This is a genomic window from Brevundimonas sp. NPDC090276 (assembly GCF_044772165.1).
Lineage (GTDB): Bacteria > Pseudomonadota > Alphaproteobacteria > Caulobacterales > Caulobacteraceae > Brevundimonas.
The window spans coordinates 514,288-529,149 of the sequence record NZ_JBIVYK010000003.1; the positions used below are offsets into that span (position 1 = coordinate 514,288).

At 69.1% G+C, this 14,862-nt stretch carries 15 protein-coding genes; 5 read left to right on the forward strand and 10 right to left on the reverse strand.

Annotation, left to right across the window (positions count from 1 at the left end):
* Positions 1-27 precede the first annotated feature (27 nt).
* Entirely contained in the window at positions 28-1,020 is a 993-nt protein-coding gene (locus tag ACIQTU_RS14360) for a DUF4167 domain-containing protein (RefSeq protein ID WP_400548511.1), read from the reverse strand.
* A 285-nt stretch (positions 1,021-1,305) separates the two neighbouring features.
* On the reverse strand, positions 1,306-2,202 hold the full coding sequence (gene prmC / locus ACIQTU_RS14365) for a peptide chain release factor N(5)-glutamine methyltransferase (protein WP_400548514.1): 897 nt from the start codon (positions 2,200-2,202) through the stop codon (positions 1,306-1,308).
* Between the two features lie 90 nt (positions 2,203-2,292).
* On the opposite strand from prmC, the gene ACIQTU_RS14370 reads away from it, so the two are divergent.
* Positions 2,293-3,540 (forward strand): YihY/virulence factor BrkB family protein, encoded by a 1,248-nt coding sequence (locus tag ACIQTU_RS14370; protein ID WP_400548517.1) that lies wholly within the window; start codon positions 2,293-2,295, stop codon positions 3,538-3,540.
* Here the strand turns inward: ACIQTU_RS14370 and prfA are convergent.
* The gene (gene prfA, locus ACIQTU_RS14375) at positions 3,533-4,600 is read right to left on the reverse strand and encodes a peptide chain release factor 1 (protein WP_400548520.1); all 1,068 of its coding nucleotides are present in this window, start codon (positions 4,598-4,600) and stop codon (positions 3,533-3,535) included. The two genes, ACIQTU_RS14370 and prfA, sit on opposite strands and share 8 nt — an antisense overlap.
* 188 nt (positions 4,601-4,788) lie before the next feature.
* Between prfA and ACIQTU_RS14380 the strand changes: the two genes are divergently transcribed.
* Both ACIQTU_RS14380 and ACIQTU_RS14385 read left to right on the forward strand, forming a co-directional pair.
* The gene (locus ACIQTU_RS14380; RefSeq protein ID WP_400548523.1) at positions 4,789-5,397 is read left to right on the forward strand and encodes a response regulator; all 609 of its coding nucleotides are present in this window, start codon (positions 4,789-4,791) and stop codon (positions 5,395-5,397) included.
* Positions 5,398-5,475: 78 nt separating this feature from the next.
* Entirely contained in the window at positions 5,476-6,258 is a 783-nt protein-coding gene (locus ACIQTU_RS14385; RefSeq protein WP_400548526.1) for a sulfite exporter TauE/SafE family protein, read from the forward strand.
* Positions 6,259-6,314: 56 nt separating this feature from the next.
* On the opposite strand, the gene ACIQTU_RS14390 is transcribed toward ACIQTU_RS14385, so the two are convergent.
* From ACIQTU_RS14390 to ACIQTU_RS14420, 7 genes are all read right to left on the reverse strand, one after another.
* On the reverse strand, positions 6,315-6,869 hold the full coding sequence (locus tag ACIQTU_RS14390) for a hypothetical protein (protein ID WP_400548529.1): 555 nt from the start codon (positions 6,867-6,869) through the stop codon (positions 6,315-6,317).
* Entirely contained in the window at positions 6,866-7,315 is a 450-nt protein-coding gene (locus ACIQTU_RS14395; protein WP_400548532.1) for a translation initiation factor 2, read from the reverse strand. Before ACIQTU_RS14395 ends, ACIQTU_RS14390 begins: the two co-directional genes overlap by 4 nt.
* 117 nt (positions 7,316-7,432) lie before the next feature.
* The gene (locus ACIQTU_RS14400) at positions 7,433-8,029 is read right to left on the reverse strand and encodes a glutathione S-transferase N-terminal domain-containing protein (RefSeq protein ID WP_400548535.1); all 597 of its coding nucleotides are present in this window, start codon (positions 8,027-8,029) and stop codon (positions 7,433-7,435) included.
* A gap of 2 nt (positions 8,030-8,031) precedes the next feature.
* Complete coding sequence (gene ispG / locus ACIQTU_RS14405) at positions 8,032-9,162, reverse strand: flavodoxin-dependent (E)-4-hydroxy-3-methylbut-2-enyl-diphosphate synthase (RefSeq protein ID WP_400548538.1); 1,131 nt, start codon at positions 9,160-9,162, stop codon at positions 8,032-8,034.
* 64 nt (positions 9,163-9,226) lie between these two features.
* Positions 9,227-10,279 (reverse strand): helix-turn-helix domain-containing protein, encoded by a 1,053-nt coding sequence (locus ACIQTU_RS14410; protein WP_400548541.1) that lies wholly within the window; start codon positions 10,277-10,279, stop codon positions 9,227-9,229.
* A 103-nt stretch (positions 10,280-10,382) separates the two neighbouring features.
* Positions 10,383-12,650 carry a phosphoenolpyruvate--protein phosphotransferase gene (gene ptsP / locus ACIQTU_RS14415; protein ID WP_400548543.1) on the reverse strand — a complete coding sequence of 756 codons (2,268 nt, stop codon included), beginning with the start codon at positions 12,648-12,650 and terminating at the stop codon, positions 10,383-10,385.
* A gap of 59 nt (positions 12,651-12,709) precedes the next feature.
* Entirely contained in the window at positions 12,710-13,984 is a 1,275-nt protein-coding gene (locus tag ACIQTU_RS14420; RefSeq protein ID WP_400548546.1) for an aspartate kinase, read from the reverse strand.
* Between ACIQTU_RS14420 and ACIQTU_RS14425 the strand changes: the two genes are divergently transcribed.
* Entirely contained in the window at positions 13,932-14,054 is a 123-nt protein-coding gene (locus ACIQTU_RS14425; RefSeq protein WP_400549008.1) for a hypothetical protein, read from the forward strand. The genes ACIQTU_RS14420 and ACIQTU_RS14425 overlap by 53 nt on opposite strands.
* Positions 14,041-14,859, forward strand: a complete 819-nt coding sequence (gene ubiG, locus ACIQTU_RS14430; RefSeq protein ID WP_400548549.1) for a bifunctional 2-polyprenyl-6-hydroxyphenol methylase/3-demethylubiquinol 3-O-methyltransferase UbiG — start codon at positions 14,041-14,043, stop codon at positions 14,857-14,859. Before ACIQTU_RS14425 ends, ubiG begins: the two co-directional genes overlap by 14 nt.
* Positions 14,860-14,862 lie beyond the last annotated feature (3 nt).

Here is a 14,862-nt window from a genome sequence, read left to right on the forward strand (position 1 = left end):
ATACGCTCTAAAGTTGCGCGCCTTCGATCAGCCTTCGTCAGCCGCCGGTTCGACCTTGCGACGCGGGGCGCGGCGCTTGGGCGCGGGGGCCTCTTCGGACGCCGCTTCCACGTCATCCGAAGACGGCGTGGACGGACGGGTCAGGAAGCCGGGCAGGCCCATGCCGTCGCTGACCTCGCCTTCAACGGGCGCATCGCCAGCCACATCGGCGGAAGGGGAGCGTTCGGCGCGCGGACGGCGCGGCGCACGGGCGGGACGGGCTTCGGCCTGTTCGGCTTCGACGATCGGCGCAGCGGCCGGTTCGTCCGAGGCGGCAGCGGCGTCGTATTCAGCCTCGGCCGCGGCGCGGGCTTCGTCTTCGGGCGTGGCCTCGCCGGCCTCGAAGCGACGGTTGCGTTCCTCGCGGCGACGCTCCCAGCGCTCGCGGCGGGTCTCGCGGCGGCCGCCCTCGCGGGGCTCGCCCTCGGCGCGCGGTTCACGGTCGTCGGTGCGGGGTTCACGCGGCTCACGCTCGGCGCGCGGTTCACGATCCCGATTGTTGTCGCGGTCGCGGTTGTAGTCGCGGTCACGGTCCCGGTTGGCGTCGCGTTCGGCGCGCTCGGCCTGACGACGGGCCTCGTCTTCGGCCTTCTGCTGCTCGGCGGCGGCGGCGGCGATGATGGCGGCGGCCTGGGCGCCTGACTCGTCCTCGAAGTCGATGTCGAAGCCCTGACCGGCCAGTTCGCGCTGGGCGATCTCGGAAACCGGACGCTGCGGCTGCAGGGCGCGCAGGACACGGAAGTAGTGTTCAGCGTGCTGGGTGTAGTTCTCGGCCAGCACGCGGTCGCCGGCGGCCGAGGCGTCGCGCGCCAGCTGCATGTAGCGCTCGTAGACGGTCTGGGCGTTGCCGCGGACCTTGATGTTCTCGGGGCCTTGCGAATCCCACGACCGGTTCGGGTTGGTCGCATTGGCGTTGTTGCCGCCGCCGCCGGGCTTCCGGTTGCGTCCGCGCTGACGCTTCATGCCCTTGAAATCTCTCATCGGAGCTTACCGTGCTGGTGCGGGCCGCCGTCGGATAAGGACGGGCAGGACCCAGTTCGTCGTTCCGTTCGGTCGGGGCCAATCCCCGTATCGATGTGCTCGGAAAACCGTTCGCCGCCCTGTGGTCCGCCGGGCCGAACCGGCCCGACCGTCACTGGCCCAGACGCGCTTGAGCGAGCAAACCTGCCCGAAAAGACCGCGTTTGAGTGGGAGACAAGAAACGACTTAGCGCGCGGCGAAGCGGTTTCCAAGGGTTTTATTGCAGGGGCTGCGCGCCCCCCCCGCTCACGCTTCCGGGATGGGATCGACGCGCGGGTCCGGACCGTTGGTGACGACGCGGTCGCGGTCGGACAGGTCCTTGACCACCTTGACCCCGGTGAAGCCGGCGGCCTCGAACAGGGCCTTGACCTGTTCGCCCTGGTCCCAGCCGATCTCGACGGCGAAGACACCTTCGGGGCGCAGGATGCGGGCGATTTCGGGAGCCAGGTCGCGATAGGGTTGCAGGCCGTCGGGGCCGCCGTCCAGCGCCAGATGCGGATCGTGCTCGCGCACCTCGGGATCCAGACCGGGAATGTCGCCGGTCGGGATATAGGGCGGGTTGGACACCACCAGATCGAAGCTGTCGTCGGCGAAGCCCGCGGCCCAGTCAGTGCGGATGAAGGTGCAACGGCCGTTCAGGTCCAGGTTGGCGGCGTTTTCGCGCGCCACGGCGATGGCCTCGGTCGAGATGTCGGTGCCGACGCCGCGCGCACCGGCGCGTTCCATCAGGGCCGCCAACAGGATGGCGCCCGAGCCGGTGCCCAGGTCGATCATCTCGAAGGCGCGTTGCGGCGGGAAGGCGCGGACGATGACGTCCAGAAGGGTCTCGGTGTCCGGGCGCGGGCTGAGCACGTCGGGGGTGACGTTCAGCATGATCTTCCAGAAGCCCTTCTTGCCCAGGATGCGCGACACCGGCTCGCGCCTGACGCGACGGTCGATCATAGCGTCCAGGGCGGCGATCTTGTCGGCCTCGAGGACGCGGTAGGGATCGGTCAGGATGTCGACGCGGCCCGCGCCGGTGGCGGCCTCCAGCAGCAGGCGGGCGTCGATCGACGGGCTGTCGACGCCGGCGGCTTTCAGGCGGGCTTGCGCGCCTTTCCAGGCGGTCAGCAGGGTCGGGGCGGCGGATGCGTTTTCGGACATGAGGGCTGATTGGCGATTGCCGCGCGGGAATTCAAGACGCAAGCCGATCGGGAACAGGGAGCCAGCGTGGCCGTTGAGGGGCGGATGGGGATGCAAGACCTTCTGAAACGACCGGCGCGACGACGCGGAAACGGCGGCGCGGTCTGGCGCTATCTGGGCGCGGCGGCAGGCGGTCTGGCGGCGGGCGCCACGGCGGCGCACCTGCTCTATACCCAAGGCCACAAGTATGGCGTCGAGTTGCGGCCCAAGCGCCCCGAGCCCCTGCCCCCGCGCGACCCCACGCCCGAGGACTATGACGCCGAGGAACCCGGCCGGGGGCGGCTGGCCCAGCATCCGGTTCATATCCCGCGCAAGGGCTGGATCGACATCGTCTGGCGCACGGCCATGGGCTATTTCGGCGACCGCGTCGGCTTCGTCGCCGGGGGCGTGACCTTCTTCATGCTGCTGGCCCTGTTCCCGACCCTGGGCGCCTTCGTCACCATCTATGGCCTGTTCGCCGATCCGGCCGACGCCTGGAACCAGCTGAGCTTCCTCTACGACGTCCTGCCGTCGAACGTGGCCCAGTTCCTGGGGGCCGAGATGACCCGGCTGGCGGGGGGCTCGAACGGCGAGCTGACCTTCACCCTGGTCTGGACCCTGGCCCTGTCGCTGCTGGCGGCCAACGGCGGGGTGAAGACCCTCTTCTATGGCCTGAACCTCGCCTATCACGAGGTCGAGCGGCGCAACATCATCACCTACAACCTGATGTGCATGGGCTTCACCGTCTCGGGCCTGCTGGCGGTGCTGCTGAGCTCCGCACTGGTGGTCGGCGTGCCGGTCGTGCTGTCGGTGTTCGGGCTGGAGGAGGAGTGGTCGCATCTGGCCCCCCTGCGCTGGCCCCTGCTCTATCTCGGCTATGTCGGCGCCCTGTCACTGATCTACCGCATGGGACCGTGCCGGGCGCGGGCGCGCTGGCGCTGGCTGACGCCGGGAGCCCTGTTCGCGGCGGCGCTCAGCCTGCTGGTGTCCTTCCTGTTCAGCTGGTTCCTGACCACCTTCGTGCGGACCGACTCCTATGGTCCGCTGGCGGCGGCCATGGGCTTCCTGCTGTGGACCTGGTTCTCGGTGCAGGTGATCCTGATGGGCGCCCGGCTGAACGCCGAGATCGAGCATCAGACCGCCATCGACACCACCACCGGCGCGCCTCTGCCGATCGGCGAGCGCGGCGCGGTCATGGCGGACTCGGTCGGCCCGCGCCGGGGCAATCCGGCGGCCCTGGCCTTTACGCTGAAATACGCCGAGGCCCTGGGCGACCGGGTGCTGAAGCGGCGCGTCAAACGCCGCCAGGGCGTCAGCTGAACTCGGCTTCCAGATCGGCCAGGCGGGCGGCCTGATCCTCGGCGATCAGAGCGTTCAGCAGGGGGTCGATGTCGCCTTCCAGAATCTGCGGCAGGCTGTGCAGGGTCAGGCCGATGCGGTGATCCGTCACGCGGCCCTGCGGGAAGTTGTAGGTGCGGATGCGCTCGGAGCGGTCGCCCGAACCGACCTGCGACTTGCGCGCGTCCGAACGGGCCGCGTCCTTGGCCTGGCGCTGCATGTCGTAGAGGCGCACGCGCAGATTCTTCATCGCCTTGTCGCGGTTGACGTGCTGCGACTTCTCCGACGAGGTCACCATGATGCCCGTGGGCAGGTGGGTGATGCGCACGGCGGAGTCGGTCGTATTGACGTGCTGGCCGCCGCTTCCCGACGAACGATAGGTGTCGATGCGAATGTCCTGATCGCGAATCTCGATCTCGACGTCCTCGACCTCGGGCAGGACCGCCACCGTCGCCGCCGAGGTGTGGATGCGCCCCTGGGATTCGGTCGACGGCACGCGCTGCACCCGGTGAACGCCGCTTTCGAACTTCAGGCGGCCGAAGACGCCCTCGCCGCTGACGGTGGCGATGATCTCCTTGTAGCCGCCCGCGTCTCCCTCGGTCAGGCTGTCGATCTCGACCCGCCAGCCGCGCGTGGAGGCATAGCGCGAATACATGCGAAACAGGTCACCCGCGAACAGGGCCGCCTCGTCCCCGCCGGTGCCGGCGCGCACTTCCAGCACGGCCGAGGCGTTTTCGTCAGCGTCACGCGGCGCCAGCAGCAGGGCGACCTCGCGCTCCAGCTCCGGCAGACGCTCGTTCAGGGCCTCCAACTCCTCGGCGGCCATGGCGGCCATTTCCGGGTCCGAGGCCATGGCCTGCAGGTCCTCGACCTCGGCCCGGGCGCGGGCCAGGGCCTGCACCGCGTCGGCCACCGGCTTCAGCTCCGCGTGCTCTTTCGACAGGCGCACGATCTCGGCGCCGTCCGAAGCCGCGCCCATGCGCGCCTCCACCTGGTGGAAGCGGTCGAGCACCTGATCGAGCCGGGCCTGGGGCAGTCGCAAGGGAGCGTCCTTCGAAGGAAAAATCGAGGGCGGAGCCTTACCCGCCCGACCGCGCCCTGTCGATGAAAAGGCCGGAACACGCGTCGATGGAGCGATTGTGAACAGCCGTCACAAGCCCGTCAGATCGGTTCCTTCGCAGGTGCAAACCCCCTAGCTCGACAGCAGCTGAAACTGAAACGGAGACAGGCATGTTCGATGGAAGCGCGGTTTCGACCGTCGGTGCGGACGCCAATGTGGCGCGGCTTTGCGCCCTTTACGACGGGCTGCTGGAGCGTTCGGACGCGACGGTGTCACCCGAAGCCGAGACCGAACTGAAGGCCCTGGCCAAGATTTTCGACCTGGACGCTGACCGCCCCGCCGCCGAGCTGTGGCCCTTCGTGCGCGCCGTCCTGGTGCGCCAGGCCCCCGCCGAAGCGCCCGCCGACCCGGCCACGCCTGAGCCCATGACCGTCCTGCTGGTCGAGGACGACGCCGAGGCCGCCGCCGCCCTGACCGAGGCGCTGGACGCCGCCGGACACCGCATCGTCGGCCCCTTCCACAGCGCCGAGGCCGCTGAAGCCGCCACAGCCCTTCATCCCATTGATGTAGCCTTGCTGGACATCAACCTGTCGGGCGAGGCCACCGGCGTCGACCTGGCCCGCAGCCTGAAGGCGCGCTGGGGCGTGCCCGTCATCTTCCTGTCCGGCGACGTCAGCGCCGCCGCCGCCAACGCCGAACTGGCCGCCGCCATGGTCATCAAGCCCTACACCGGCCGTGACGTGCTGGACGCCATCGCGCGTCTGGAGCCCGCTGGCTGAAGCGTGCGCAACCAAAGCGCGGCCCCGGCCATTGCCACGGGGGCCGCGACCTGCGTCTGATGAGGCTTAGGGGGCTGAATGGACACTTTTTTCCTGTTTCTGCTGGTGGGCGTTCTGGCCCAGGCGGTCGATGGCGCCCTGGGCATGGCCTATGGGGTGATCTCGTCCTCGGTGCTGCTGGCGCTCGGGGTGCCGCCGGCCACGGCCTCGGCCAGCGTTCACGCCGCCGAGGTCTTCACCACCGCCGCCTCGGCGGGCAGCCACGCCTGGCACAGGAATGTGGAATGGCGGCTGTTTCTGCCCTTGGCCATCGCGGGCGTGATCGGCGGGGTGCTGGGGGCCTATGTCCTGACCGGGATAGACCCCGCCGTCATCAAGCCCTTCATCATCGGCTATCTGGCCCTGATCGGCGTGTGGATCCTGTGGCGAGCGGGGCATGACGTGCCGCATCGCCACCTGCCCGCCTGGATCACCGCCCCCATCGGCGTGGTCGGCGGCTTCCTTGACGCCATCGGCGGCGGGGGATGGGGACCGACGGTGTCCTCGACCATGGTCGGCGCCGGACATGATCCGCGCAAGGCCATCGGCACGGTCAACACCGCCGAGTTCTTCCTGACGGTCGCCATCTCGGCCACCTTCGTCTGGGCCCTGGTGACGGGTCATTGGGAAGAGGCGGGCGCGCTGGAAAACCATTTCGCGGCCGTCGCCGGTCTGGTGGTCGGCGGCCTGATCGCCGCGCCCTTCGCCGGGCTAATCGTCAAGAAGGTGCCGCGCAAGGCCCTGACCTATGCGGTCGGCGGCCTTCTGCTGTTCCTCGCCGCCTTCCAGGGCGCGCAGTTGGCCGGACTGATCGGGAAATAGAAGAGGGCGGGACAGGCCTGCGCCCGTCCCGCCCCCTGCCATGTCTATCGTTCGGATCAGCGCGCGGTGTGCGTGCGGAAGCGCTCGATGAAGGCCTTGATGTTCTCGCGGATGGCGTACTCGTTGGCCAGACGCAGGCGTTCCGTGCCGATCAGGGCTTCGCCCATCTTGGCCGTGCCGGTCGCCGCGATCGTGTCGTCAAAGATCAGCTTGCCCGAGGCGTCGGTCACCGAATAGCGGACGCGGCTGGTGACCGACATGTCGAGCCCGGCCATCGGCTGCTTCAACTCCAGCATGGCCGCCGTCAGCGACAGGGGCGCGGTTTCCGTCGCGCCCAGGTAGCCAGTGGCCTTGAGCGAGCTTTCCAGAGCCAGGCGGAAGTCGCCGCTGGCGACCTCGGACCACAACAGGGGATTGGTTTCCGTGCCGCCCGAAACGTTGACGATCTTGACGGCCTGATAGCCGACGTCCCCGGCCTTGGCGGCGGCGACGGTCGAGGGCAGGACGGTCATGGCGTCGGGACGGGCGGCCGAGGCGCAGGCGCCCAGCGACAGCAGACCCAGTGAGACGGCGACGACGGCGGCGCGACGGATCATGACGACGCGGCTCACGGGCGGGCCTGCGGAGCAGCGGCGGCGGGCTTGGCCGCGTCGGCGGGTTCAAGCGTCACGATCAGCGGGTTGGGCGTCAGGTCGTTCAGAGCGCCCGAGGTGGCGTCCACGCCAGCGCCGATCAGACCGCCGACGATGAGGTTGCCGGCCAGGGCCGCGCCGCCGCCGCCCGACATCTTGCTCTCGATGGAATGGGTCTGCTCGGCGTAGCCTTCGCGCGCGATGGTCACGGTGAAGGCGTCCTTGCGCGGCATGCGGAAGGTGCAGGGCGTGGCCTCGCACGAGAAGCCGTTCGAGGTCGAGGCGCGCGCGCCGGGCGGGCTGCTCTCGACGACAAACTCCTGGGTGGTGCCGCGCGTGATGGTGGCGCAGGCCGGCAGGCTGATGCTCAAACCGGCGAGCGTCAGGGCTTGCACGGCGAAACGTGCATGACGTTTGGAAATCATGATGATCCCTGAAAGGACACGGTCCCGCCCCCCCGGCGGACCTCCCTTCAAGCTCGCATCACGACGTTCGCCCGTCAATCACAAAACCGTGACTCGAACAACAAGGTTCAGCGTCGATCAGACCGGCGCGGTCGCCTGGAAACTGGGCCTCAGTTCCAACGCGGCCTGCAGCGCGACCAGGTTGGGACGGCCCGTCTTCCAATCGTAATCGGGGTGGCGGAAGCTGATCCAGCTGACGGCGATTCCGGCGCTGAGGACGCCCATGTTAAAGTCGTCGGCGGACGGCGCGGCGGCTTCCAGGGCGTCGAGCGCGCGGCCCATGTTGACGGTCCAGCGCTCCATCCAGGACGGCGAGCGCTCCGCTTCGGGACGACGCTTCTCAAGCACCAGCTTGACGCCCATTTCGAGCGTGGCGTTGGCCAGGGTCTCCAGCCGCTTGACGCGCAGCCACTCGGCGCCCTCGGCGGGCAGCAAACGCGGGCCCGAACCTATGGTGTCAAGGTACTGGCAGATGACCGGGCTGTCGGTCAGCGGCAGGCCGTCCTCGGCGATCAGGGTCGGCACCTGCACCACCGGATTGGTGGCCAGCAGTTCCGGCGCATTGGCATAGGGATCGACCGCGACCTCCTCGATGCGGTCGGACAGGCACTTTTCGCGGGCGACGATGCGGACCTTGCGCGCGAAGGGCGAAGGGGTGGTGATGTAGAGCTTCATGTTTACTCGGCGGCTTTGCGGGCGGCGTCCAGTTCGGCGGCCTTGGCTTCGACCTGGGCGACGATCTCGTCGATCATGCCGTCGTTGGCCTGTTTGTGGGCGATCTTGCCGTTCAGATAGACCATGCCCGCCCCCTTGCCCCCGCCGGTGAAGCCGACGTCGGTGTAGAGGGCCTCGCCCGGGCCGTTGACGACGCAGCCGATGATCGACAGCGACATGGCCGTCGAGACGTGGGCCAGCTTCTCTTCCAGAATCGCCACCGTCTCGATGACGTTGAAGCCCTGACGCGCGCAGGACGGACAGGCGATGATGTTCACCCCCCGGTGACGCAGGCCCAGAGATTTCAGGATGTCGAAACCGACCTTGATCTCTTCCACCGGGTCGGCGGCCAACGACACGCGGATGGTGTCGCCGATGCCGGCCCACAGCATGTTCCCCATGCCGATGGCCGACTTGATGGTGCCGGTACGCAGAGGCCCGGCCTCGGTGACGCCGAGGTGCAGCGGGCAGTCGATGGCGTCGGCCAGTTGCTGATAGGCGGCCACCGTCAGGAAGGGGTCGGACGCCTTCACCGAGATCTTGAACTCGTGGAAGTCGAGATCCTGCAGGATGCGGGCGTGGTTGAGCGCGCTCTCGACCATGGCGTCGGGGCAGGGCTCGCCGTATTTTTCGAGCAGTTCCTTCTCCAGCGACCCGGCGTTGACGCCGATGCGCATGGAGCAGCCATGGTCGCGGGCGGCCTGGACGACCTCCTTGACCCGGTCGATGGAGCCGATGTTGCCCGGATTGATGCGCAGGCAGGCGGCGCCCGCCTGGGCCGCCTCGATGCCGCGTCTGTAGTGGAAGTGGATGTCAGCCACGAGCGGCACGCGGGCTTCGCGCGCGATGGTTTTGAAGGCCGCCGTCGACTCTTCGTCGGGGCAGGAGACGCGGACGATGTCGGCCCCGGCCTCTTCCAGCTGACGGATCTGCTCCAGCGTCGCCGCCGCGTCGGTCGTCGGCGTATTGGTCATCGACTGGACGCTGATCGGGGCGTCGCCGCCGACCGGGACGGAACCGACCATGATCTGGCGGCTCTTGCGGCGCTCGATGTGGCGCCAGGGGCGGATGTGGCCGAGTTCGGAACTGCTCATGTCGCGCGGAACATAGGCGAGGAACGACGGCAAAACCACGACCTCAGCCGCGGTCCGCGACGATTCATCCTGCCGGAGCGGGCGCCGGGGCGGTTGGCGACGGGGCGGCGCCGGCCAGAGCCGCGGCCTGGGCGGCGCGGGCGCGGCCCTGGGCCTCGGCCGCGGCCGCGGCGCGGGCCTCGGACTGGCGGGCGTCGGCCTGGGCCCGGGCGTTCAACGTTCCCAACGGCGACTGGGGCGCCGGCAGGGCCCCGCTGTGCTCGCCGTTCAGATAGACGTCGAAGGCGGCGGGGTCCGACACGTCGACGGTGGCCGAGACGTTCGGCGGCGCGCGCCAGGCCTCGCCCGCCGCCAGCTGGCGCGCGAACAGGATGCGGCCGTCGCCCTGACGCACGACCAGGGTTGCGGGTTTCTTGGCCTGCAGAATGACCTGAGAGGCGATGGCCGAGGCGCCGTAAACGGCGCCGCGCGGGTTGAAGGCGGCCTGCACCGGCGGCGCGGGCAGGGCTGCGACCGCATTGGGATCGTCCGGGTCGACGCCCGTCAACTGAGCCTCGAGGCCGGGGGTGATGTAGAGGGCCGGAGTCGTCTGGTCCGGCGGGGCGGCGCGCGGCGCGCCCAGATAGAGGGCCCGCTCGACCTCGGAATCGGCCTCGCTGGCCCAGTTCTTGGGCACGGCGACCAGATCGGAGGGATGCGGCGGTTCGATGCGGACCACGCGCTGGAAGACGTTCCAGCCCACCACGGCCACGATCAGCACGCCCAAGGCGGCCAGGACCTTGGGCGAGGTGCGGCGCATCTGCTGCAAGGCGGCGCCGGTCGGAGCCTGCAGCGGCACGGCGGCCTCGGGGAACTCGCGTTTGAAGCGCTCGACGGCGGTCAGCTCGTCCAGCCCCAGGGCCCCGGCGTAGGCGCGGACATAGCCCATGGAGAAGATGCGCGACGGCAGGACCGAGAACTCATTCTGCTCCAGCGCTGTCAGATAGCGCGGATGCACCCGCGTCATGGTCGACAACTGGGCCATGGAGCGGCCCGAGGCGAGACGGGCCGCGCGCAGGGCTTCGCCCAGCGTCTCGGCGTCCTCGAGGGACGGCGCGTCCTGCCGATCCTGATCCATGCGGGGTTCCGTTGGTGCAGGCGCGAACACGCCCTGCCCTTGGCTTAGACGAGGGCCGGGCTGCGGGCAACGCGGGAAAAGCGGCCCCGCTTCAGTCTGCGGCTCAGACGATGACGTTGAGTTTGCGCGCCAGGGATTCGATCTCGCCACGCACCGATCCCGCCGAGGAACCGAGCAGGACGTTCATGCCGCGCCGCGCCGCCGGCAGGTCCGCCGACAGGATCATACGCTTGACCGGCCCCACCCCGCCGGCGGGCGCCGACAGGCGGGTGTAGCCGAGGGTGATCAGGGCGAAGGCTTCCAGCGGACGCCCGGCCAGTTCGCCGCACACCGAGACAGGCGTGGCGCTGTCGGCGCACTTCTGCTGGATCTCGGCCAGTGCGCGCAGGGCCGGCGGCGACAGGGGGTCGTAGCGATCCGACACCAGAGGATTGGTCCGGTCGGCGGCGAACATGTACTGCAACAGGTCGTTGGTGCCGATCGAGACAAAATCAGTCAGGGGCAGCAGGGCGTCCAGGTGCCACAGCAGGCTGGGGCATTCGACCATGGCGCCGACGCGCAGCAGGGACGGCAGGGGCCGACCGCGACGCCGCGCCCAGTCGCACTCGACATCGACCAGTTCGCGTGCGGCGCGGAACTCGTCCACCGTGGCGATCATCGGGAACATGACGCGCAGTTCGCGCCCGGCGGCGGCGGTCAGCAGGGCGCGCACCTGCATCCGCAGCAGGGCCGGACGGTCCAGCCCCAGGCGGATGGCGCGGCGCCCCAGAGCCGGGTTCTCCTCGCGCTCATTGTCGAGATAGGGCAGGACCTTGTCGCCGCCGATGTCGAGGGTGCGGAAGGTGACGGGGCGGTTCCCCGCCGCGTCCAGCACCAGCTTGTAGAGGGCTGTCTGGGCGTCCAGACGCGGCAGTTCGTCCGAGACCATGAACTGGAACTCGGTGCGGAACAGGCCGATGCCCTCGGCCCCGGTCGCATCCAGATTTTCCAGATCGACGGCCAGACCGGCGTTGGTCAGGACCGTGATCCGCGTGCCGTCCCTGGTGACGGCGGGGGTGTCGCGCAGCAGGTCGAACTCGGCCCGGCGCTGCTCGCGCACGACCATCCGCGATTGCACCGCCGCCAACATGTCGGGGCGCGGACGCAAATAGGCCTCGCCCGTCTCGCCGTCGACGATGACCTGATCGCCCTCGGACAGGCGGTCGCGCAGGCCTTGCAGGCGCCCGACGCAGGGGATTTGCAGGGCGCGGGCGACGATGGCCGCGTGGCTGGCGGCCGAGCCTTCTTCCAGCAGCAGGCCGCGCAGCTTGTGGCGCGGATATTCCAGCAGGTCGGCGGGGCCGAGATTTCTGGCCACCAGAATGGCGTCGTCGGGCAGGTCGCGCTGGCCGGGGTTGTCGCCCGCCAGCACCCGCAGCAGACGGTTGGCCAGGTCCTCGAAGTCGTGCAGCCGCTCGCGGATATAGGGGTCGCGGGCGCTGGCGAAGCGGGCGCGGTGCTCGTTGCGCACGCGGTCGACGGCGGCCTCGGCGGTCAGACCGGAACGCACCGCCTCTTCCAGCGACCGGTTCCAGCCCCGGTCGTCGGCGAACATGCGATAGGTCTCAAGCACCTCCAGCGAGGTTCCGCCCAGCTTGCTCTGACCGCCTTCCAGCATGGCGTCGATGCCGGCCTTCAACGCCGACAGGGCCTGGGCCAGACGCTTCTCCTCGGCGACCGGGTCGTCGGACAGCAGTTGTTCGGGGGCCAGCGGGGCCTCGTGCTGGACGACGACGCCGTAGGCCAGGCCTTCGGCGAACTTCTGGCCCTTCAGCCGTTCGGGGCGGTGGGGGGCCACCTCGACGTCGCGCAGTTCGTCCTGGGCCAGAAGCTCGCCCGAGGCGACCGTCTCGGCCAGAACCATAGCGATGGTCTGGATGTCCTCGACCTCTTCCTCGTCATAGCGACGGGCGGCGCGGTTCTGGACGACCAGAACGCCGATGGCCCGGCCGCCGCGCAGCAGGGGCGCGCCGAGGAAGGCGTGGAAGGGATCTTCGCCGGTTTCCGGGCGATAGGAGAAGCTGGGGTGGGACGGGGCGTCCGACAGGCTGATCGGCTGGGCCAGCCGGGCCACCTCGCCGACCAGACCCTCGCCGGGCCGCAGCCGCGTGTTGTGCACGGCCTCGGGGTTCAGGCCCTGGGTGGCGAACAGTTCAAGCTCGCCCGAGGCGCGGCGCAGATAGATGGAGCAGACCTCGGCGACCATGGACTGGGCGATGACGCGCACCACCATGTCCAGCCGGTCCTGCGCCGGGCCGCCGCCGGCCATGGCTTCGCGGATCTGGCGCAGGAGGTTGCGAGGCCCCCTCGTCGTCAAACCGCCCTTCACCATGTCGTCTCCCCGCCTGCCCGCCCGCTGACCTCGTCAGATAGGGCGGCTTTGCCGTTTTCCTATAGGGCGTCGAGCCCGTAGGCCGAATGCAGCGCCCGCACCGCCAGTTCGGCGTAGGCGTCCTCGATCAACACGCTGATCTTGATCTCGGAAGTCGAGATCGCCTGGAACTTGACGCCCTTGTCGGCCAGGGCCCGGAACATGGTCTGGGCCACGCCGGCATGGCTGCGCATGCCCACGCCGATGACCGAGATCTTGGCCACGTCATCGTCGATGCGCAGTTCCTCAAAGCCGATTTCGGCCTTGGCTGCGGTCATCATCTCGGCGGTGCGCTGGGCGTCGCGGCGTCCCGTGGTGAAGGTCAGGTTGACCGCGCCCTCGGTGCGGGCCTGGCTCTGCACGATCATGTCGACATTGACATTGGCCTCGGCCAGACGCGTGAAGACGTCGGCGGGGGCGTCGGTGCGGTCCGACAGGCCCAGCAGCGTGATCCGGGCTTCGTCCCGGCTCATGGTCACACCGGAGACGATGCGCTTTTCCACGATCTCATCCTCATCGCAAATCAGGGTGCCGGAAGCTTCCGGCAGGTTTCCATTCTCATCCGGCTCGATAAAGCTGGACAGGACCCGCACGGGGACCTGCTTGGCCATGGCCAGTTCGACCGAGCGGGTCTGCAACACCTTGGCCCCCAGGGAGGCCATTTCCAGCATCTCCTCGTAGGAGACCTTGCTCAGGCGCCGCGCGCGGCTCTCGATGCGCGGGTCGGTCGTATAGACGCCGTCCACGTCGGTGTAGATGTCGCAAGGGGCGCCCAGGGCCGCCGCCACGGCCACCGCTGAGGTGTCGGAGCCGCCGCGGCCCAGCGTCGTGATGCGGCCGTCGCGGGTCACGCCCTGGAAGCCCGGCACAATGGCGATCTGGCCGGCGTCGATGGCGGCGCCCAGGACATCGCCCGGCACATCCTCGATGCGGGCCCGGGCGTGGGCGTCGTCGGTGATGATAGGGATCTGCCAGCCCATCCAGCTGCGCGCGTCCAGACCCATGTTGCGCAGGGTCAGGGCCAGCAGCCCCGACGTCACCTGCTCGCCCGAGGCGACCACCACGTCGTATTCATCGTCAGACAGGGGCAGGCCTGCGGCGGCCGGTCCGGCGCCGTCGGTCCAGGCCACCAGCTCATTGGTCTTGCCAGCCATGGCGGACACCACCACGGCGATCTGTTTGCCCTTGGCGGCCTCGGCGGCGATAATTCGCGCCGCACGACGAATACGCTCGAGGTCCCCCATGGAGGTCCCCCCGAACTTCATCACCAGTCGTGTCGTTCCGGGCCGCGTCATCGTGCCGTTTCGTCCCCTGCTTGCATGGGCGGCCAAGGCGGTTCATGCCTGCGGCCATGTCCGCTTCTAACGACAGCCTTGAGCCGCGCAAACCCCAAAGCGATGAGGGTTTTTCACCCTTTGCAACCGATCGTGCCGAGGGCCCCAGCATCGATCCTGCCGATGTGGCCCGTTTCTCGGCCCAGGCGGCGGAGTGGTGGGATCCGAAAGGGCCGTTCGCGCCCCTGCACCGCTTCAATCCGGCGCGGCTGAAATTCGTCCGTGACCGCGCCGCCGAACACTTTGGCCGCGACGTTCGGGGGCGCGCCCCGTTTGCGGGCCTCAGCCTGATCGACATCGGCTGCGGCGGCGGCCTGATCGCCGAGCCGATGCGGCGCATGGGCTTTGAGGTCACGGCGCTGGACGCCTCGTCCGAGAACATCGGCACGGCCCGCGCGCATGCTGAACAGATGGGCCTCGACATCGCCTATCGCGCCGCCACGGTCGAACAGATGGTCGAGGCCAATGCAGGGCCCTTCGACGTGGTCCTGACCATGGAGGTGATCGAGCACGTCGCCGATCCCGAAGCCTTCGTCCGCGCCTGTTCCAAGCTGATCAAGCCGGGCGGAATGATGATCGTCGCCACCCTGAACCGGACGCTGAAGGGCCTGCTGCTGGGCAAGCTCGCCGCCGAATACGTGCTGCGCTGGGTCCCCGCCGGCACCCACGACTGGCGCCAGTTCCTCAAGCCCGAGGAGGTCCGCGCCATGCTGGACGGCGAGCCCCTGACCGTCACCGGCCCCTATGGTCTGGCCTATGACCCGCTGAACGACCGCTGGAGCGAAGGCGACGACGCGGGCATCAACTACATGATGATGGCGACGCGAGACGCGTAGGGA